18 protein-coding genes and 2 pseudogenes are annotated in these 20,064 nt (G+C 72.5%); 5 read left to right on the top strand and 15 right to left on the bottom strand.

What is annotated here, in order from left to right; genetic code table 11:
- Window positions 1-20 precede the first annotated feature (20 nt).
- The 4 genes and pseudogenes from FIV44_RS20275 to FIV44_RS20260 all read left to right on the top strand — a co-directional run bounded on the left by FIV44_RS20275 (window position 21) and on the right by FIV44_RS20260 (window position 4,845).
- The gene (locus tag FIV44_RS20275) at window positions 21-464 is read left to right on the top strand and encodes an integrase core domain-containing protein (protein ID WP_219996104.1); all 444 of its coding nucleotides are present in this window, start codon (window positions 21-23) and stop codon (window positions 462-464) included.
- Between the two features lie 73 nt (window positions 465-537).
- Window positions 538-1,823, top strand: a pseudogene (locus FIV44_RS20270) (integrase core domain-containing protein).
- 215 nt (window positions 1,824-2,038) lie between these two features.
- Window positions 2,039-3,310: an integrase core domain-containing protein gene (locus FIV44_RS20265; protein WP_141006024.1), complete on the top strand. Its 1,272-nt coding sequence runs from the start codon at window positions 2,039-2,041 to the stop codon at window positions 3,308-3,310.
- A gap of 254 nt (window positions 3,311-3,564) precedes the next feature.
- A complete protein-coding gene (locus FIV44_RS20260) occupies window positions 3,565-4,845 on the top strand; it encodes an HNH endonuclease signature motif containing protein (protein ID WP_246086515.1) in 1,281 nt (426 codons plus the stop codon).
- Window positions 4,846-4,879: 34 nt separating this feature from the next.
- On the opposite strand, the gene FIV44_RS30685 is transcribed toward FIV44_RS20260, so the two are convergent.
- From FIV44_RS30685 to FIV44_RS20240, 3 genes are all read right to left on the bottom strand, one after another.
- Entirely contained in the window at window positions 4,880-6,817 is a 1,938-nt protein-coding gene (locus tag FIV44_RS30685; protein WP_181410712.1) for a hypothetical protein, read from the bottom strand.
- Window positions 6,818-6,941: 124 nt separating this feature from the next.
- Complete coding sequence (locus tag FIV44_RS20245; protein WP_141006023.1) at window positions 6,942-9,488, bottom strand: FtsX-like permease family protein; 2,547 nt, start codon at window positions 9,486-9,488, stop codon at window positions 6,942-6,944.
- Window positions 9,489-9,491: 3 nt separating this feature from the next.
- Window positions 9,492-10,181, bottom strand: coding sequence for an ABC transporter ATP-binding protein (locus FIV44_RS20240; protein WP_141006022.1), 690 nt, complete (start codon window positions 10,179-10,181; stop codon window positions 9,492-9,494).
- A 153-nt stretch (window positions 10,182-10,334) separates the two neighbouring features.
- On the opposite strand from FIV44_RS20240, the gene FIV44_RS20235 reads away from it, so the two are divergent.
- Window positions 10,335-10,652, top strand: a complete 318-nt coding sequence (locus tag FIV44_RS20235) for an antibiotic biosynthesis monooxygenase family protein (protein ID WP_141006021.1) — start codon at window positions 10,335-10,337, stop codon at window positions 10,650-10,652.
- A 47-nt stretch (window positions 10,653-10,699) separates the two neighbouring features.
- On the opposite strand, the gene FIV44_RS20230 is transcribed toward FIV44_RS20235, so the two are convergent.
- The 12 genes and pseudogenes from FIV44_RS20230 to FIV44_RS20175 form a co-directional block, all read right to left on the bottom strand.
- A complete protein-coding gene (locus FIV44_RS20230) occupies window positions 10,700-11,107 on the bottom strand; it encodes an SRPBCC family protein (RefSeq protein ID WP_141006020.1) in 408 nt (135 codons plus the stop codon).
- Between the two features lie 19 nt (window positions 11,108-11,126).
- Window positions 11,127-12,308: a hypothetical protein gene (locus tag FIV44_RS20225; protein ID WP_141006019.1), complete on the bottom strand. Its 1,182-nt coding sequence runs from the start codon at window positions 12,306-12,308 to the stop codon at window positions 11,127-11,129.
- A 54-nt stretch (window positions 12,309-12,362) separates the two neighbouring features.
- Entirely contained in the window at window positions 12,363-13,793 is a 1,431-nt protein-coding gene (gene purB, locus FIV44_RS20220; protein ID WP_141006018.1) for an adenylosuccinate lyase, read from the bottom strand.
- Window positions 13,794-13,820: 27 nt separating this feature from the next.
- Window positions 13,821-14,528 carry a DUF6891 domain-containing protein gene (locus FIV44_RS20215; RefSeq protein WP_141006017.1) on the bottom strand — a complete coding sequence of 236 codons (708 nt, stop codon included), beginning with the start codon at window positions 14,526-14,528 and terminating at the stop codon, window positions 13,821-13,823.
- A gap of 12 nt (window positions 14,529-14,540) precedes the next feature.
- On the bottom strand, window positions 14,541-15,095 hold the full coding sequence (locus FIV44_RS20210; RefSeq protein WP_181410711.1) for a Uma2 family endonuclease: 555 nt from the start codon (window positions 15,093-15,095) through the stop codon (window positions 14,541-14,543).
- Between the two features lie 124 nt (window positions 15,096-15,219).
- Complete coding sequence (locus FIV44_RS20205; RefSeq protein WP_141006015.1) at window positions 15,220-15,732, bottom strand: GNAT family N-acetyltransferase; 513 nt, start codon at window positions 15,730-15,732, stop codon at window positions 15,220-15,222.
- Window positions 15,725-16,129, bottom strand: a complete 405-nt coding sequence (locus FIV44_RS20200; RefSeq protein WP_141006014.1) for a type II toxin-antitoxin system VapC family toxin — start codon at window positions 16,127-16,129, stop codon at window positions 15,725-15,727. The genes FIV44_RS20205 and FIV44_RS20200 overlap by 8 nt, the downstream gene beginning before the upstream one ends.
- Window positions 16,126-16,347 carry a type II toxin-antitoxin system CcdA family antitoxin gene (locus FIV44_RS20195; protein ID WP_141006013.1) on the bottom strand — a complete coding sequence of 74 codons (222 nt, stop codon included), beginning with the start codon at window positions 16,345-16,347 and terminating at the stop codon, window positions 16,126-16,128. Before FIV44_RS20195 ends, FIV44_RS20200 begins: the two co-directional genes overlap by 4 nt.
- Entirely contained in the window at window positions 16,335-16,694 is a 360-nt protein-coding gene (locus tag FIV44_RS20190) for a hypothetical protein (RefSeq protein ID WP_141006012.1), read from the bottom strand. Before FIV44_RS20190 ends, FIV44_RS20195 begins: the two co-directional genes overlap by 13 nt.
- 73 nt (window positions 16,695-16,767) lie before the next feature.
- On the bottom strand, window positions 16,768-17,286 hold the full coding sequence (locus FIV44_RS20185) for a GNAT family N-acetyltransferase (RefSeq protein ID WP_141006011.1): 519 nt from the start codon (window positions 17,284-17,286) through the stop codon (window positions 16,768-16,770).
- Window positions 17,279-18,549: pseudogene (gene purD / locus FIV44_RS20180) on the bottom strand (phosphoribosylamine--glycine ligase). The gene FIV44_RS20185 and the pseudogene purD overlap by 8 nt, the downstream one beginning before the upstream one ends.
- Window positions 18,550-18,620: 71 nt before the next feature.
- The gene (locus FIV44_RS20175) at window positions 18,621-19,922 is read right to left on the bottom strand and encodes an adenylosuccinate synthase (RefSeq protein WP_246086514.1); all 1,302 of its coding nucleotides are present in this window, start codon (window positions 19,920-19,922) and stop codon (window positions 18,621-18,623) included.
- Window positions 19,923-20,064: the final 142 nt, after the last annotated feature.

The following is a 20,064-nucleotide window of genomic DNA, read 5'->3' as shown; positions in this document are numbered from 1 at the left end:
CCAACAAGGTCGGCGACCATATGCGCGAGCAGGCCCTGGGCGTGCGAGCAGCGCTGGTCGCCTCCCACGTCGCCTCGCACGTCGCGGACGGCGAGACCTCCGCGGCCGCGATCGTGGTCTTCGACAAGGCCGTGGCCGCCCACGGCGTGCCACAACGGCTGCTGTCCGACAACCAGATCAAGGGGGACCGCGCTCAACCCCTCCCGACCCATCGCGCCGCGGGTTCGTGGGCCAACTCGTCGAGCACGTGTCGTCCTTGGGTGTCGAGGCGATCACCGGCAAGCCCTACAAGGCCCTACAATCCCACGACTCAGGGCAAGAACGAGCGCTTCCACCAGACCCTGTCCCGCTCTCTCGACAAGCAACCCCTCGCCGCCACGCTCGCCGGACTCCAGGCACAAGTCGATGCGTTCGACCGCACCTACAACACCGAGCGAGGATGTTGTGTCGCAGGACATCGGTGACAGTTCTGCATCAGGACATCGGTGACACTTTGAGGGTTCGTGGTGGTGACACTTCTGCCTCGAATCTCGGGCGGTGGCTGCGAATGAACTCATCGATCCTCGTGTCCGTCTCGCGATCGCTCAGTGGCCCGATGACGCCCCGCGCGGGGCGGTGTCGACGTTCTGTGCTGAGCACGGCATCTCGCGCAAGTCGTTCTACGAGCTCCGCAAACACGCCCAGGTCGACGGGCCGGCGGCGGTGCTTGAACCACGTTCGAGGCGACCGCGGTCGAGCCCGTCGCGGTTGAGCGAGGAGGCCAAGGCCTCGGCCCTGCAGGTCCGCGCGGCGCTGGAGTCCTCCGGTCTGGACTGCGGGCCGATCAGCGTGCACGACAAGATGAAGGCGATGGGGTTCGAGGCCGTGCCGTCGACGGCGTCGCTGTCGAGGATCTTCCGCGAGGCCGGCGTGGCTCGTCTGGAGTCGAGGAAGAAGCCCCGCTCGGCCCGCCACAATATGGCGGCGGTTCGTCTATCCCGCCCCGAACGCCTGCTGGCAGCTCGACGCCACCGAGCCGATATGGGTACGTCCTCACGGGCGGCCGCAAGTGTGTGATCTTCCAGCTCATCGATGACCACTCCCGCTACGCGGTCGCCTCTCACGTCGCGGAAGGCGAGACCGCTGACGCCGCGATCGTGGTCTTCGACAAGGCAGTCACCGCGCACGGTGTGCCGCAGCGGCTGCTGTCCGACAACGGGCTCGCGCTCGACCCCTCCCGGCGTGGCTATCTGGGCCAGCTCGTGGAGCATGTCTCCTCGCTGGGTGTCGAGACGATCACCGGCAAGCCGTACAAGCCCACCACCCAGGGTAAGAACGAGCGCTTCCACCAAACGCTGTTTCGGTATCTCGACAAGCAGCCCCTTGCCGCCAGCCTGGCCGAGTTGCAGGCCCAGGTCGACGCGTTCGACCACCTCTACAACACCCAACGCCCCCACCAAGGCCTCCCCGGTCGGTTCACACCACAGACCGCCTGGCAGACCACCGAGAAAGCCGAGGCGCCGCGACCCAAGCCCGAGGAGCCGTTCTTCGTCCAGACCGCCGCGAAGCGCCTTCGACCCGCGCCCGTGCCGCAGGACCTGCCCGCTGGCACCAGCGTCAGGAGGTTGAGCACCGCCGGCACCTTCATGCTGGCCGGGGTCAACTACAAGGTCGACGGACGCTACGGCTTCCAGGACGTTCTGGTCATCGTCGAGGGCGACAACATCACCGTCGCCGACCTCGACGGCGAGATCCTCATCGAACACCAACGACCCGCACCCGGCATCACCTACGTCGGCAACGGAAGACCTCGTGGAGGTCGAGGAGCCGCACCCCACGACTGAAGTGTCACCGATGTCCTGACACAGCAAGTGTCACCGATGCCCTGATGCAGAACTGTCACCGATGTCCTGAGACAGCAAGTGTCACCGATGTCCTGAGACATCACACAACACCGAGCGAGGATGTCATGTATCAGGACATCCCTGACAGTTCTGTATCAGTAGATTCCTGACGTTTGGGCGGCGTTGGGTCCTGACACTTCTGGCTCTGTTGAGCAGTGTCGAATGAACCTGTTGATCCCCGTGTCCGACTCGCTATCGCACTGTGGCCTGATGACGCTCCCCGCGGAGCGGTGTCCACCTTCTGTGCCGAACACGGGGTGTCGAGGGAAACGTTCTACATGCTCAGGCGGCGTGCGGCCGCCGACGGACCAGCGGCGGCTCTGGAGCCGCGATCGAGGCGTCCGCGGACCAGTCCCAACAAGGTCGGCGACGATGCGCGTGAGCAGGCCCTGGGCGTGCGGGCAGCGCTGGAGTCTTCCGGCTTGGATCACGGGCCGATCAGCGTCCACGACAAGATGATCACGATGGGCCTCGAGCCCGTCCCGTCGGTCGCGACGCTGGCGCGGATCTTCCGCGAGGAAGGTGTGGCGCGCAAGGAGCCTCGCAAGAAGCCGCGTTCGGCCTGGCGCAGGTTTGTGTATCCGGCCCCGAACGCGTGCTGGCAGATGGACGCCACCGAATACGTGCTCACCGGCGGCAGGAAGTGCGTGATCTTCCAGCTCATCGACGACCACTCGCGCTACGCCGTCGCCTCTCACGTCGCGTGGGGCGAGACATCCGCGGCCGCGATCGTGGTCTTCGACAAGGCCGTGGCCGCGCACGGAGTCCCACAACGGCTGCTGTCTGACAACGGGACAGCGCTCAACCCCTCCCGACGCGGATTCGTGGGCCAGCTTGTCGAGCACGTGTCGTCCTTGGGCGTCGAAGCGATCACCGGCAAGCCCTACAAGCCCACCACTCAGGGCAAGAACGAGCGCTTCCACCAGACCCTGTTCCGCTACCTCGACAAGCAGCCCCTGGCCGCCACGCTCGCCGAACTCCAGGCACAAGTCGACGCATTCGACCTGATCTACAACACCGAGCGCCCCCACCAGGGACTGCCAGGCCGCATCACGCCCCAGACCGCTTGGGAGGCCACCGAGAAAGCCGAAGCGCCACGCCCCAAGCCCGAGGAGCCCTTCCTCGTCCAGGCCGCCACCAAGCGACTTCAGCCCGTACCAGCGCCGCAGGACCTGCCGGCCGGCACCAGTCTCAGGAGGTTGAGCACCGCGGGCACCTTCATGCTGGCCGGAGTCAACTACAAGGTCGACGGACGCTACGGCTTCCCGCAAGTCCTGGTCATCGTCGAGGGCGACACCATCACCGTCGCCGACCTCGAAGGCGAGATCCTCATCGAGCACCAACGCGCCCCCGCCGGCGTCCGATACGTCGGCAACGGCCGACCACCCGGAGGACGCGGACCCGAAGAAGTGTCAGGGAAGTCCTGAGACACCTTCTGTCAGGGATGTCTTGATACAGAACTGTCAGGGATGTCCCGAGACATCACAACACCGAGCGAGGACTTGCATCACACTCGAACATATGTTTGAATAGCGACAGGTCGGCGCAATACTCCTCGGTGGCTGATGGCTCCGGCTCGGTCCGTCGCAACGTGCGGTGGGCCGCCTCCCCTCACAGGTGTCTGCCCCGAGACGTGAGGACCCGTTGCTGGTTCGTGGGTCCGCTGCGCTCGGAGGTGGTCATGGTGTCTGTTGCGATGGTGATCGCGACACATCCCGTGCTGGCTTGCGCCGATGCGGTCGAGGCTGCGGTCAAGGACGTGGCCGACCTGCAGCCCGTCTTCATGTCGACCGCGGAGAAGCAGCAGGCACTACGCCGCCTGGCAGTTGTGGAAGCCCGGCTGGCCGAGCTGCGGCTGCGGGTGCTCGCGGCCTCGGGCGAGGTCGGCGAGCAGTCGGGTGCACGGGACGCCGCCGCGTGGGTGGCACACGAGACCCGGACCGACGCCCGAACCGCGCGTGCCGACTGGCATCTGGCGAAGGCGTTGGAGCAGCGTCAAACCGTGGCGGTGGGAATGCGCGAGGGCCGGGTGTCCCCCACCCAGGCGCGGGTCATCACCGCCAGCCTCGAGGCGCTGCCCGCCCACCTCGGCCCAACATTGGCGTGCGAGGCTGAGCAGACGCTGGTGGGGTACGCCGCCCACCACCCGCCGCGGGAGCTGCGGCACCTCGGACGGCGGATCCTCGAGGTCGTCGCACCCGAGGTCGCCGAGGCCGAGGAGAGCAGGCGACTGGAGGACGAGGAACGCCGTGCCCGGGAGAAGTCGTCGCTGCGGTTCCGCGATCTCGGCGACGGCCGGGCCCGGATCGCCGGGATCCTGCCCACCTCGGTCACGGAACGGCTGAAGACCTACCTGCAGGCCTACACCTCGCCACGCCATCACAGCCACAGCTGCCCGGGCGAACCGGCAGGCACCCCTTCGGGCGGGCCGTTCGAGCGGATGCCACAGCATCGTGCCTATGCCCGCGCCTTCGCCGCGTTGCTGGAGAATCTCGACCCCGACGGGCTACCCGAGCACGGCGGAGACGCCACCACGGTCATGGTCACCATCAGCCTGGAGCAGCTCCGCGCCGAGCTCGCCACCGCCGGGATCCTCACACCCGGGGGAGACGAGTCCGTCTCCGCCGCCCAAGCCCGCCGAGTGGCCTGTCAGGCATCGATCATCCCCGTCGTACTCGGCGGAGACGCAGAGATCCTCGACGTCGGGCGGGCCCAGCGGCTGTTCACCCGCGCCCAACGCCGGGCGCTGCGGCTGCGCGACCGACGGTGCCGGGCCGAGGGCTGCACCGTCCCCGCCACGTGGACCGAGGCCCACCACCTCCGGCCCTGGTCGGAGGGAGGCCCAACCGATCTCGCCAACGCCATCAACCTCTGCGCCCACCATCACCATCGCATCCACGACCGCTCCTACGAGCATCGACTCCTGTCGAGCGGCGACGTCCGCTTCCACCGACGGACATAGGCCGGCGGCCTCGACAGACCTCCGGAGCTGCCCGCTACCCGTCGAGGGTGGCGCGCAGCCGGCGCAGTCGCAGGTGCGCCCAGGCGGCGTACGCCAGCGCGAGCATGCAGACGGCCAGCCCGCCGCCGACGAGGGCACCGGTCGGGACGTAGACGCCGTTCTCGTCCCGCGCCGGTCCGGTCGCCACGCCGGCCGCGGCCGGCGTCGTGGCCGCGGGCGCCCCGGGAGCGGCCACGGCGGTCGCGGTGGCGAAGGGGTCCGCGACCGGCTCGGTCGGCACGTCGGGTGCCGGGGCGGCGCCGGCGGGCGCGGGGGCCGCGGTCGCCTGCGACGTCGCCCCGCCACCGGCCTCACCACCGGCCTTGTCGCCGGCCTTGCCACCGGTCTTGCCGCCCGTCTTGGCCGCGCTCGCGGCCCGGGCGACCGGGATGTCGGCGACCACGCCCTCGGAGGCCTGCGGCAGGTAGCAGGAGAGGTCGTACTTGTAGGTGCCGAAGCTACCGGAGGCCTGTGCCCGGCCGTTGAAGGCGACGGTCGCCGGCGCGGGATAGGTGGAGTTCTTGACGACGTTGTTCTGCGGCAGCCCGATCCGGACGCTGCCGCTGGTGCCGGCGGGGACGACGAAGGTGGGGAAGGTGACCGGAGCCCGGACGACGAGCGGGTTGCTGCGCTGGGTCTTCGGCGACTGCCACCGGTCGGCCTCGAGCACCGTCGTCCGGCCGCCGATGGTGAGCGCGACGGAGAAGCTGTCCGAGTAGCCCTCGAAGGTGTCGAAGTAGCCCTTGCTGATCGAGCTGAGGTACTCCGAAAACTGCAGCGCCAGGGTGCCGCGCAGCGAGACGCTCTCGCCCGCGCTGACCTCGGTGGGGACGTCGAGCTGCAGGGAGAGGGTCGTCGGGTCGGCGTACTCCTCGGCGTTGGCGGCCTGGCCCTCGTACTTCATCTGGCAGGCGTACGCCGCCTGCGCCGTGGCGGTGCGGGTCGCGGCGGCGCGTTCACCGGGCGTCGCCGCGGCGGTGGTCGCGAGCAGGGTGAGGACCGCGGCGGTGGCGGCAGCGATGGGGCGGAGCATGGGTGACCTTTCGTTCAGGCGGCCGCGACGGTGGCGGCGGCCGTCCGGGCGCGGCGCAGCCGGCCGCGGAGGACGAGTGCGTAGCCCACGGCCAGCGCCGGCAGGGGCAGCCCGGCGAGGGCGAGCGCCCAGGCGGGGACGAAGATCCGGCCGTCGCGGGTGCGGGGCGGGATCGCGGCCTCCGGCCGGGCCTCCTGGCCGGGGACGGCCGCGGCCGGGACGGCGTCGGCCGGCTGCGGGGCGGCGGCCGGGTCGACGGCCGGCGCGACCGCGAGTGGGGCGGCCGCGGGCGGGGGCGCGGCGGCCGCCGCGGAGGGGCGGGCGTGGCGTCGGCGCCGGGCTGCGCAGCCCCGGGGCGGGGACGGCGGCCGCGCGCCGCACGGGGATCCGGGCCAGGACCGGGAGCGCGACGTCGCCGGTGGTCCAGCACGACAGGTTGCGGGTGGTCACCAGGCCGTCGTGGGCCAGCACGCCGCTGAAGGCGACGTCGGCCGGGGAGGCGGTCACCGTGTTGGGCGTCGCGGCCCCGACCGGGAGGGAGACCACGAGGTCGCCGGTCGCGCCGGTGGGCACGACGAAGCCGGGCAGCGTGAAGTCGGCCTCGACGGTGAGCGGGGCGCCGACCTTCACCCGGTCGCCGTCGATCCGGGTCGGCGCCAGCAGCCGGGTGCTGGCGCCGGCGGAGGCGGTGAGGCCGAAGGAGGTCGCGGTGAGCTCGACGGTGCGCGCGAGCGTCAGCTGCGACTGGAGCGCGGCGCTGTCGGGGAACCGGAGGACGAGGTGGCCCGCGAGGCTCACCTCCTCGCCGGGAGCCACCGCCGCCGGTACGGCGTCCAGGTGGACCTCGAGCTCGCCGGCCTGCGCGCCCCAGCCGGCGCTGAGCCGGCAGTCGTAGCTCATCGCCGCGGTGGGGCCGGTGTCGTCGGCCCGGGCGGGGCCGCGCCGGAGGTCAGGGCGGCGCCCGCCACGGTCAGGGCGGCGAGCACGGTCCGGGCACGCATCCTCCACCTCCTCATCGACGTCCTCATCGCCGGGCCAGCACACGGGCCGGCGGGACGAAGGACACCTGCTCCAGCGCGGCCGTCGCCGCGGCGCGCACGACCAGCACGGTGAGCACCGCGATCGCGACCACCGGCAGGAGGGGGACCCGCACGACCGGCGTCAGGTCGATCCCGTCGGCGATCGCCCGGGTGAGCAGGACACCGACGGCGCTGCCGAGCAGGATGCCGCCGACGGCGGCGACCAGCCCGACCAGCGCGACGCGGGTCACCAGCATCCGGGCGAGGGCACGCCGCTCGAGGCCGAGGGCGCGGAGGACGGCGTACTCCCGGGTGCGCTCGCTGATCGTCACCGCGGCGGTCGCGACCGCGCCGACGATCGCCACGAGGACGCCGACGGCGAGCACCGCGATCCCGGCCGAGCGGGCGGTGCGGATCGCCCGGTCGGCGCGGACGTCCGCGATCACCGGGCCCGCCACCGGGAGCTCGCCCCCGAGCACGGCGACGCCGGTGACCTCGTCGACGACCCGGGCGCGGTCGACGCCCGCGTCCAGGCGCAGCCAGGCCTCGCGTACCTCGCAGGCGTGCGCGGCCGCGCGCAGCGTGTCGGGCGCGACCGCGGACGGGACCGGCAGGTCGGGCACGTAGACCACGGCGAGATCCCGTACCCGGCCGTCGGGTCCGGCCAGGCTGAGCGTGGAGTCGCGCGGGAAGGGCGGGAAGGCGGTCTCCGGGAGGTAGACCGCGTCGCCGCGGATCTCCGGGATCGCGTCGCCCGCGGGCAGCACCGAGCGCAGGTCGCCGGCGTCGAGGGCCACCGTGCCGACGGAGAGCTCCACGCGCTCGCCGCCGCTGCGGCCGACCACCCGCACGCCGGCGCCGTAGGGCACCGGGACGACCGTCGCGACCCCGTCGACGTCGGCCAGGCCGGCGAGCGTCTCGTCGCCGACGACCGCGGCGCCGGCCGGCGCGCCGATGGTCAGGTCGGGCGCGACGGTCGCGTCGAGCCGCGCCGAGGTGGAGGCGGCCACGCCCGCGGCAGTGACCCAGGTGAGGGCGAGGACCGCCACGGCGAGCAGGACGGCGACCGCCTCCGTGGCGGCGGCCACCGGGCGGCGGACGATGTCGGCCAGCGCCAGCCGCACGGCCGGGGTCGTCGTACGGCGTCGGGCGAGGCGCGCCACCGCGGACAGCACCGGCGCGACGAGCAGGAGCGTCCCGGCGACGGTCAACAGCACGGCCGGCGCCAGCAGGCGCGGCGTCCCGCGGTCGACCGCGAGCCCGGCCAGTGCCGGCCCGGCGACGACGGCGACCGCGCCGGCCACGACCGGCCAGCGCCGGGGGCGGGCGGCGTCGGCGCCCGTCGCGCCGCCGAGCGCCGTCCAGGGCGCGACCCGGGCCGCGAGCACGGCCGGGACGAGCGCCGCGACCGCCGCCAGCAGGACCATGACCAGCAACGGTCCGAGCAGGGCGAGCGGGCGCAGGGTGAACGCGTCGGCGCGCAGCGGGTAGAGGCCGGGCACCAGGTCCAGCACCGGCAGCAGCAGCCGGGCGACCAGTGCGCCGAGCACGACGCCGAGCACCGCGCCGAGCGCGCTCGGCAGCAGCACCTCCGCGAGGGTCAGGCCGACGACCTGCCGCCGGGTGGCGCCGAGGCAGCGGGCCAGGGCCAGGGAGCGGCGCCGCGACCGGGTCGCCGCCCCGGACGTCGTGGCGAGCGCGACGACGCCGATGCCGAGGGTGACCCCGGCCAGCGCGGCGGCCACCAGTCCGAGCGCACCGGCCCGGACGCCGTGGACGTCCTCGGCCGCGCGCTCGAGATCGCGGGTCAGCTGCGGCCAGCCGACCGGCGCGCGCTCGTTGATCGCCGCGACGATCGCGTCGAGGTCGGCGCCCGGCTCGGCGTCGACGAGCAGCACGTTGGGGCCGCTGCCGCCCGCGAGCGACTGCGCGACCGGCGCCGTGACGACGCCGTACGCCGATCCCTCGCGGCCCAGCGATCCGCGGACGTCGACCACGCCGACCACCCGGAACAGGGCCCGCCCGACCCGCGGGCTGCCGACGGCGACCTGGTCGCCGAGGCCGATGCCGAGGTCGCGCAGGGTGTGCGCGGTCAGCGCGATCTCGGTGCCGTCGGCCGGCGGCCGGCCGGCGCTCCACCCCTGCCAGACGAACCGCCCGGCGTCGGGCAGCGACTCGAGCGCGATCCCGCGGGCGGTGCCCCGGGTCTGCGCGACCGCGGTGGCGCGCACCGAGGTCGCCACCTCCGCGACGCCGTCGAGGCGCTCGATCCGGCGTACGGCGGCCGACGGGATCCCGTCGCCCCGCGCGGGCTCCGTGCCCGCCGGGTCGAGGTCGGAGCGGACCACGATGTCGGCGCCGCGGTACTCGACGGCGAGGCCCTGCTCCACCGACGCGCGCAGGGTGTCGCCGAGGACCAGCGCCGCGGTCAGCAGGGCGGCGCCGAGGGCGACGATGACGACGACGGCGCGGGCGCGGCCGGGACGGGCGCGGCGTTCGGCGGCCGCCAGCCGGAGCAGGGGGCGGGCACGCCGGGGCACGGGCACGCGCACGGCTCAGACCCGCTCCGGGTCGACGGCGTACAGGCGCCCCGCCACCATCCGGTGCAGGCGGTCGGCGCGCGCGGCCACGGCCGGGTCGTGGCTCACCACGACGACCGCGTGCCCGCGCTCGTGGGCCAGGGCGACGAGCAGGTCGGCCAGCTGCGCGGCGGCGTCCGGGTCGAGCGCGCCCGTGGGCTCGTCGGCGAAGAGCACGTCGGGGTCGACGAGCAGCGCCCGCGCGACCGCCACCCGCTGCTGCTGGCCGCCCGAGAGCTGGTGGGGCAGCCGGTCGAGGAGGTCGCCGATCCCGAGCTCCTCGACCAGGCGGGTCAGCACGTCCGGTGCCGCCGTACGACCGTCGAGCTCGAGGGGCAGCACGATGTTGTCCCGCACGGACAGGCTGTCGATCAGGTTGAACGACTGGAACACGAAGCCCATCCGGCGCCGGCGCAGCTCGGCGAGCCGCCGGTCGCCGAGGCCGGTGATCTCGACGTCGCCGAGATGCACCGTGCCGGCGTCGGGCCGGTCGAGACCGGCGACGATCTGCAGCAGGGTCGACTTACCGGACCCCGACGGGCCGGTGATCACGCTGATCTCGCCGGGCAGCACGGCGAGGTCGACGTCGTCCAGGGCGACGACCCGCTCCCCACCCGCGGCGGGGTGGGTCTTGCGGAGGCCGGAGGCGCGCACGACGGGCAGCACGAGCCCTCCTCGAAGGTTTGGTTAGGCTAACTTCATCTCCAACGAGGAGGGCGGGTTCGCGTTACCGGCCGTGAGGGACGTCTCCTCCCACGGCGCTCCGGGAGACGCCGACCGCTATCGTGCGCGACACCGAGAGCAGTGGAGGAGTCACCCATGTCCGTCGTCAAGATCAACGCCATCCAGGTCCCCGAGAATGCCGGCCCGGAGCTGGAGCAGCGGTTCGCCGCCCGCGCCGGCGCGGTCGAGGGCTCCCCCGGGTTCCTCGGCTTCCAGCTGCTGCGGCCCACCGCCGGCGAGGACCGCTACTTCGTCGTGACCCACTGGGCCGACGAAGAGTCCTTCGCCGCGTGGCGCGACGGCCCCGCCCGCGCCGCGCACGCCGAGAAGCCGGGCGAGGCGCCGCGCAAGCCGGTCGCCACCGGCGCGGACCTGCTGGAGTTCGAGGTCGTGCTGGACGTCAGGCCGGCCTGACCTGTCCGGGCTCCCCGTCGTACCGGCGGGCGAGTAGATCCGGAAGGTTACCGACGGTCGCGGACAGCGGCGGCCGCCCGGCGCAGATCGGCGGCGACGGTCGACCGGCCGGCGACGGTGATCGCCCGCCCCAGCCCGAGGCCGCGGACGGCGAAGTCCGCCACCACCCGGCACCCCGCCGGATCGGTGGAGTCGGGCTCGAAGACCAGCTCCAGCCGGGCCCGGAACGGGCCCCATCGGCCCTCCTCGACCCAGCGGCGCGGCCGGTCGGCGAGCGTCGTACGCATCCGGGGCCGGACACCCGGCACCACCGTGACGTCGGTCCAGGCCGCGCCTTCATCGCGGACGTCGGCGACGGCGCGGAGGCTGGACTGCCAGGCCGGCCGGTTGCGCGGGTCGGCGAGGTAGTCGAACGCCCGGTCCGTGGGGACCGGGAAGTCGACGACGATCCGCATGGAGTCGACCGCCCGGTCCCTACCTCCGCTTGGCCTTGAAGCTCACGCTGGCGAAGCAGCGACCTGGTCCGGAGTAGGTGAAGCTCCCCTTGGTGGCCTTCCCGCCCACGATGCGCATCCGCAGCGTGGTGCCGTAGTTCGCGCCGGTGTGGTGGGCGTCGACGACGCCGTCGCGCGGGATCTTGGTGCTGGGGAAGTCATAGGCGTTCTGCGTATAGGTCAGCGGGTCGGGATACCCGCCGCACCGGGTCTGCATGCGGCCGTTCCAGCCGACGATGCGACCCTTCTTGACCGAGAAGGTGACGCCGTTCTTGCTGCGGTAGATCCCCGGCCGCGGCCTGGCGGGCGCGGCCACCGGCTTGACCTTCAGCTTGCGGGAGGCGCTCGCGCTGCCGCTGACGACCGTCAGCTCGACCGTGGTCCGCTGCTTCCTGGTCAGCTTGATCGGCACCGACACCCGCGTCTCCTTCCCCGCCGCGAGCGTGCCGACGACGACCTCGGAGGACTTGATCCGCTTGCCCGTGGCCCGCAGGACCACGCCGGTGGCATCGACCTCGCCCGGATTGCGCACGGTCACCCAGTAGCGCCGCGCGACCTTGGGCACCAGCTTCAGCTTGCCCTGGCTGGCTCCGAACAGCTCCACCTCGCCCACGGACACCTGCGGCGCGACGTACGTGTTGGTGAGCGGACCGATCATCACGTCGTAGTCGGCGGCCGTGCTCCCCACGTAGTCGGGACCCACCCGCGCCACCACGCAGTCCCACGATCCGCTCGGCGGCGTCTCGACGCCGGTCAGGTCGTAGGACACCTTCGTGCCCGTGTCGCTCCGCCGGTTCGAGATGACGCAGTTGCCACCCGACTGGCGCCCGAGTCCGATCTGGACGATATTGTCCCCGGTCGACGGCGGTGCCGCCTTGAGCGTGATGTTGGCGGTGACCATCGCGTACGAGCCGCCCGCCGGGTACTCGACCACGACACTCGCCTGCTGGATCTGCCGGTACGCCGGCGTTCCCGCGGCCGGCTTGCCCGGGATGCTCGTGGTCAGGGTCGCCGTCTGCCGGACCAGCGCGTCGGCACCGGCGGGCGGTGTCAGCAGCACCGGCAGCGAGGCCGCGGCGAGGACGGCCGCCGTCGCGGCCGCGAGGCGGCGGCGGCCCCGGATCGTCAGCGTGGTATCTCGTGGGGTCGTCGACGCTGTCACGCCGGGGCTCCTCCCCGGCCGATCCGGCGCCCAAACCCGAGACCGGGGCAGCGGTCAGAGGATCGCGCCCGGGCTGTAGCCGGCGGCCGCGGGGTGCGCGGCGACGAGGGCCTCGACCTGACGGCAGACCTCCTGGGTCTGCGCGACGGCGGCGCCGGTGAAGGTGATCGGCTCGGCGACCAGCGACTGCAGCTGGTCGGTCGTGAGGCCGAGCCGGTCGTCGGCGGCGAGCTTGGCGAAGACGTCGTTCTCGGCCTGGCCCTGGCGCATGGCGAGCGCGGTGCCGACGGCGGCCTCCTTGATCGCCTCGTGCGCGCTCTCGCGGCCGACGCCGTTGCGGACCGCGGCCATCAGCACCTTGGTGGTGGCGAGATAGGGCAGGTAGCGGTCCAGCTCGCGCTGGATCACCGCCGGGAAGGCGCCGAACTCGTCGAGCACGGTGAGGAAGGTCTGGAACAGCCCGTCGACGGCGAAGAAGGCGTCGGGGAGCGCCACCCGTCGTACGACGGAGCAGGAGACGTCGCCCTCGTTCCACTGGTCGCCGGCGAGCTCGCCCACCATCGACAGGTAGCCGCGGGTCACGACGGCCAGGCCGTTGACCCGCTCGCAGGAGCGGGTGTTCATCTTGTGGGGCATCGCCGAGGAGCCGACCTGGCCCTCCTTGAAGCCCTCGGTCACCAGCTCGTTGCCGGCCATCAGCCGGATCGTGGTGGCGAGGTTGGACGGCGCCGCGGTCAGCTGCACCAGCGCGGAGAGGACATCGAAGTCGAGGCTGCGCGGGTAGACCTGGCCGACGCTGGTGAGCACCCGGTCGAAGCCGAGGTGCTGCGCGACGCGCTGCTCGAGATCGGCGAGCTTCCCGGCGTCCCCGCCGAGCAGGTCGAGCATGTCCTGTGCCGTGCCCATCGGGCCCTTGATGCCGCGCAGCGGGTACCGGCCCAGCAGGTCCTCGATCCGCTCCACCGCGATCATCAGCTCGTCGGCCGCCGTCGCGAACCGCTTGCCGAGCGTGGTCGCCTGCGCGGCGACATTGTGGCTCCGGCCGGCCATGACGGTGGCCTCGTGCTCGGCGGCGAGCCGGGCGAGCCGGGCGAGGGTGGCGATCGCACGGTCCCGCAGGAGGGTGAGGGACTGCTTGACCTGGAGCTGCTCGACGTTCTCGGTGAGGTCGCGGCTCGTCATGCCCTTGTGGATGTGCTCGTGCCCTGCGAGCGCCGCGAACTCCTCGATCCGCGCCTTCACGTCGTGCCGGGTGATCCGCTCGCGGTCGGCGATGCTCGCCAGGTCGACGCCCTGCTCACCCTGGGCGACCACCTTCTCGTAGGCCTCCACGACACCGTCGGGTACGTCGATCCCGAGGTCGCGCTGCGCCTTCAGCACGGCGATCCAGAGCCGGCGCTCGAGGACGATCTTGTGCTCCGGCGACCAGATCGCGGTCAGGTCGGCGGCGGCGTAGCGGGTGGCGAGGACGTTCGGCACGGTCACGGGTGCTGATTCTCCCACGTCACCGTCTCAGACCCGGACGACGGTGTCGACGTCGTCGAGCAGGATCCGGGTGTGGAGCTCGCGGTTCCACTCGACCGTGACGCCGTGCCGCTCCAGGACCGGGATGACCTCGCCGACCATCAGGTCGACGGTGAGCCGCTCGTACGTCTCGTCCTTCTGCTCGTCACTGAGCGCCAACCACTCCTGCTCGTCCATGAACGCGTCCAGGAACGCCCCGTAGCCGACGTACGTCGACCGCGAGCCGATCAGGCTCTCGGTGTCCTGCTGGTGGTAGTAGACATAGCCGCGCCAGCTGCGGGAGTCGTCACGCTCGTCGGCGATCTCGGCCGAGGCGCAGGTGCCGCAGCAGGAGAAGTTCTCCCGGGCCACGATTCCGGCATCGGCCAGCGCCGCGAACGCCGCCGTCAACGGCAGCACGTCGTCGGGCCCCCAGTCCGCCTGCTGAGCCCGGCGCGCCGCCAGCACCGCGTCGAACGCACGGTCGGCCTGCTCGTCGCCGATCCCCTCAGCCGCGATCTCCTCGTCCCAGATGTCGAGGATGTCGGGCTCGGCGCTGGTGAGCACCTGGTCCCAGAGGAACGCCCGGAGCCTGGCCTCGGTGTCCGGTGCGAGACCGAGCTCGGCCGGGAGCCGGAATCCCTCCGGCTGCTGGTTCATCGGGTGGGCCGGCGGGTCCGGCTCGGGCAGCCGCAACGGCTCCGCGTCTCGGGTCATCGGACAACCGGGTCAGCCGGCGAGGATGACGGGGAGGTCCACGGCCATGGTGCCGTGACCGGGCACGGTGACCTCGCCGGTGGGCCGGACGTCGTCCAGCCGCAGCAACGACTCCCAGCGACCGTCGACCAGTTCATAGATGTCGAGGCTGCGCGCCTCGGGGTCGACGATCCAGAACTGACCGATGCCGGCCTCGGCGTACTCCGGCGCCTTCTCGAAGGCATCGATGAGGTGAGTGCCCGGGGAGAGGACCTCGACCACGAGGATCGGCGTCTCCTCGACCGGCTCCTTCTCCGGCCGGTGGTCGAACACCATCAGGTCGGGGCGGCGGACCCGGTTGCGCGGGAGTCGCAGCGGCACGTCGGTGTAGATCTTGAGGTCCGGGAACGTCCGCCTCAACACGCTGTAGAGACCAAGACCGGAGTCGCTGTGATCGAGGTTCGGCGGGACGTTCACGATGACGACCTCACCGTCGACCCATTCCGACTTGGGCTTCTCGGGCAGCGCCCACCACTCGTCGTACGACATGCGGATCCGCTCGAAGGCGGGCACGCGGACCTCGGACACGACTGCTCCTGCTGCTGGGGACACATCGACGCTCCTTCCATTCTGCGCTCCGGGGCGGAGCGAAGGAAGGTTGCCGACTTCTCCGGTGGCGGGAAACATCGAGTCGGCGTCATCCACAGCCGGGTCAGCGCGCCGGGCGCACCAGGACCAGCTCACCGTCCTCGTTGCTGCCGCGGACACCGGTGAACCCGGCCTTGGCCGCGACCCGCAGGCTCGCGGTGTTGTCGGGGGCGATCGACGCCCGGACCCGTACGCCGGCCGCGTCGGCGCGGGCGAGCAGCGCACCGAGCGCCTCGGTGGCCAGGCCGTAGCCGCGCGCCGGCCCCACCAGCCCGTAGCCGACCTCGACCTCGGGCACGTCGTCGTCCGCCGGCTCGGGCGGCCCGAAGAAGCCGATGGAGCCGATCACGACCTGCTGCTTGACGGACACGATCGACCGCGGCCCCCACGGGTCGCCGTCGCGCCACAGGGTCGCGGCGCCGCGGTCGTCCTCGCGCGGGAACTCCGGGTGCCAGCCGGGCAGCCGCCCGCCGTCGCGGATCGCCGTCACCGTGGGCTCGTCCCACAGCACCAGCCGGAGCCGCTCGGTCACCACGCCCGCCGGCTGGGTGTCCGGCTGGGTGCTCGGCTCAGTCATCGAGGTCCTCCGCCGCTGCCACGATGACCTCGCACGGCGGATCGGAGCGCTTCAGCCGCGCGTCCGTGGTCAGCAGCGGGCAGGCCAGCCGTTCGGCGAGAGCGACGTAGAGCCCGTCCAGCGCACGCACTCGATCGTTGAGCGCCAGCGCCCTCGCCAGCAGCTCGTCGTCGAGGGGCACCTGGTCCTGCGACAGCGCGGCCGCATCCGCCATCGCCGCCGCGGCGGCGGCCGCATCGAGCAGGCCACCGCGCGCCATCCGCGCGACGGCCGAGAGCACCTCGGCGAGCTGATGGCCCGGGGCGGCGATCGGCTGCTCGAGGTGCTCCAGCACGGCCGGCTTCGCGGGCTGGTCGGTCACGACGTCGACCAGGGCCGAGGCGTCGAGCACGATCATGCGCCGAACTCGTCGCGGACGTCGTCCATGAGGGCCGCGGTGTCGATCCGCCGGGTGGTGCGCGTCGGGCGCGTGCGCGCCGCGGCGATCCAGTCCGCGTTGGCACGCGCGCTCAACGCATCCCGGAAGGCCTGCTGCGCGATCGACGAGATCGGCAGGTCGGTCCGGCGGATCTCGTCGTACAGCGCGTCCGGCACGTAGATGTTCACCTTCGGCATACCCCCATTATACCCCCACGTCGCTCGCGGTGTTCCCGGCGCGCTCCTGGCTCAGTCATCGAGGGCAGGCCGGCCGTGCGCGCCATGAACCAGACGTGCAGGTGCTCGGCGCCGTCGCCGATCCGCTGGACGCGGGGCTCGGGCGTGCAGATCCGGCAGTCCACGCCGCCCTCGCCCTCGCGCGGCTCCTCGGGCGCGGGCGCGGCCAGCGGCTTGGCCGCCAGCGCCCCGTCGACGACCTCCCACGGGAAGACGTCCCACGCCGCGACGGACGGCAGCGGCAGCCGCCCGTGCTCGTCGGCGGCGGCCATCACCCGGGCATGGACCTGTTCGGCGGACTCAGCCATGGCGCCACTCTGCCACCGGACCCGGACCGGTCGTCGCGTTCTCCACAGTCGCGAGGGTCGCCCCTCAGCTTGCTCAGCCGTCGAGCATCCGCTGCCACCAGGCCACGTCGATCCACCGGTCGAACTTGCGACCGACCTCCCGCATCACGCCGACCTGCTCGAACCCGCATGCCCGGTGCAGGCCCTCGCTGGCGTCGTTGGGCAGCGCGATGCAGGCCAGCGCGGTGCGCATGCCCGCGGCCCGCGTCCGGGCCAGCAGCTCGTCGTACAGGAGCCGGCCGATGCCGCGGCCGGTGGCGGCGGGGGCGAGGTAGACGGTGACCTCGCGGGTGCGGTCGTAGGCGCCGCGGTCGCGGAACGGGCCGGAGTACGCGAAGCCGAGGACCTCGCCGCCGGCGACCGCGACCAAGAAGTGGTCGCCCGGATGCGTCGAGGCGAGCTTCCGCTCCCAGGTCGCCCGCGGTGGCGGCGCGGTGTCGAAGGTGGCGTGGCCGTCTCGGACCTCGCGGGCGTAGATCGCGGCGACCGCGTCGAGGTCCCCGTCCTTCGCCGTCCGTACGACGACGGGCCGGTCGGCCGGCGAGTCAGTCATCGGTCAGGGACGCGCCCTCGACCACCCCGAGCGGCTCGGCGGCGATGTCGGAGCGGCGCTGGAGACCGTCGAAGGAGACCAGGTCGGCGGCGGCGTACGCGCGGGCGCGGGCGTCGGCGACGTCGTACCCGACCGCCCGGACGGCGAGCACCCGACCGCCGGCGGTGACCAGGCTGTCGTCGGCCAGCGCGGTGCCGGCGTGGATGACGTCGACGTCGGTGACGCCGTTGGCGCGGCCGACGCCGGTGATGACGTCCCCCTTCGACGAGGACTCGGGATAGCCGGCGGAGGCGAGCACCACGGTGACCGACGCGCCGTCGCGGAACCGCGGCGCCTCGACGTCGGCGAGGCGTCCCACCGCGGCGGCGTGCAGCAGGTCGCCCAGCGGAGAGTCCAGCAGCGCGAGCACCGGCTGCACGTCGGGGTCGCCGAAGCGGCAGTTGAACTCGATCACCCGCGGCCCGGCGGCGGTGAGCGCAAGGCCGACGTACAGGCAGCCGACGAACGGCGCACCGCGGCGTGCCATCTCGTCCAGCGTGGGCTGCACGACGGTCTCGACGACGGTGGCGGCGAGGTCGTCGGGCGCCCACGGCAGCGGGGAGTAGGAGCCCATGCCGCCGGTGTTGGGGCCGCGGCCACCGTCGAAGATCCGCTTGAAGTCCTGCGCCGGCTGCAGCGGGTACGTCGTGCGCCCGTCGCAGACCGCGAACAGCGACACCTCCGGCCCGTCGAGGAACTCCTCGACGACGACCCGGCCGCACCCGGCCGCATGCGCGAGCGCCTCGGCCCGGTCCCGGGTCACCACGACGCCCTTGCCGGCGGCGAGCGCGTCGTCCTTGACGACGTACGGCGGCCCGAACCCGTCGAGCGCGGCCACGACCTCCTCGGGGTGGTGCACGTCCGCGAGCCCGCGGTCGGCACTCCCGCGGCGGCCATGACCTCCTTGGAGAACGCCTTCGAGCCCTCGAGCATCGCGGCCTCCCGGGACGGCCCGAAGACCGCGATCCCCGCATCCCGTACGACGTCCGCGACCCCGGCGACGAGCGGCGCCTCCGGTCCGACCACCACCAGGTCGACGCCGAGCGAGGCGGCGAGGGCGGCGACCGCCGTACCGTCCATCGGGTCGACGTCGTGCAGGCTCGCGAACGCGCCGATGCCCGGGTTGCCCGGCGCCGCATGGACCTCGCTCACCCCGGGGTCACGGGAGAGTGCGAGGGCGAGCGCGTGCTCGCGGCCGCCGGTACCGATCACGAGGGTCTTCACGGGCGACGATCCTATGAGTTGGGTGGGTGAGAGTGACTCACGGACCACTCTCACCCGCCCGACTCGGGCGATCAGCGCAGCGGGTGCCGGACGACCGCCTGCTCGCGCTCGGGACCGACGCCGATCACCGAGATCCGCGCACCGGAGCGCGCCTCGGCGTACTCCACGTAGTCCTGGGCGGCCTTCGGGAGCTCCTCGAAGGTGCGGCAGTGGGAGATGTCCTCGAACCAGCCGGGGAGGTACTCGTAGACCGGCACCGCGTGGTGGAAGTCGGTCTGGTTGACCGGCATCTCGTCGTACCGCCTGCCGTCGACGTCGTAGGCGACGCAGACGGGGACCTGCTCGAGGCCGGTGAGCACGTCGAGCTTGGTGAGGACGAAGTCGGTGACGCCGTTGATCCGCGCGGCGTAGCGGGCGATCACCGTGTCGAACCAGCCGCAGCGGCGCGGGCGGCCGGTGGTGGTGCCGTACTCCCAGCCAGCCTTGCGGAGGAACTCCCCCTTGTCGTCGTGCAGCTCGGTCGGGAAGGGGCCCTCGCCGACGCGGGTCGTGTACGCCTTGACGATCGCGATGACCTGGTCGATCCGGGTCGGCGGGATGCCGGAGCCGGTGCAGGCGCCGCCCGCCGTCGCGCTGCTGGAGGTGACGAACGGGTAGGTGCCGTGGTCGACGTCGAGCAGCGTCGCCTGGCCGGCCTCCAGCAGGACCACCTCGTCGCGGTCGAGCGCCTCGCCGAGCAGGAGCGCGGTGTCGCAGACGTACGGCGCCAGCCGGTCCGCGTGGCTGCGCAGCTCCTCGACGGTCTGCTCCACCGACGGCCCGCGGCGGTTGTAGATCTTGGTGAGGATCTGGCTCTTGAGCTCGAGCGCGCCCTCCACCTTGGCGGTGAGGATCTTCTCGTCGAACAGGTCCTGGACCCGGATGCCGATCCGGTTCATCTTGTCGGCGTACGTCGGGCCGATCCCGCGGCCCGTCGTACCGATCCGGCGGGAGCCGAGGAAGCGCTCGGTGACCTTGTCGAGGGTGCGGTTGTAGTCGGCGATGACGTGCGCGTTGGCGCTGAGCTTGAGCGAGGAGGTGTCGATGCCGCGCGCCTCGAGCCCGTCGATCTCCTGGAACAGGACGTCGATGTCGACCACCACGCCGTTGCCGATCACCGGCGTGCAGCCCGGGGTCAGGATGCCGCTCGGCAGCAGGTGGAGGGCGTACTTCTCGTCGCCGACAACGACCGTGTGGCCGGCGTTGTTGCCGCCGTTGAACTTCACGACGTAGTCGACCTGGCTGCCGAGGTGGTCGGTCGCCTTGCCCTTGCCCTCGTCGCCCCACTGGGCGCCGACGATCACGATTGCTGGCATTCTCGCGTGCTCCTCCACCCGGCTGTCAGAAAAGCAAGCAGCCCCGGGCAAGACCGGGGCTCTTGCGGCGTCACGCTATCAAAGGCGTCGAGCCGCCGGACGCGCCGAGGAGCCGCATCCACTCATGGAACGGGGCCGAGCGGGCACCAGAGGACATGCA

This window comes from Nocardioides humi, assembly GCF_006494775.1.
GTDB lineage: Bacteria > Actinomycetota > Actinomycetes > Propionibacteriales > Nocardioidaceae > Nocardioides > Nocardioides humi.
The sequence above is the reverse complement of the archived record's forward strand: the minus strand, read 5'-3'. Positions and strand labels throughout refer to the sequence as shown.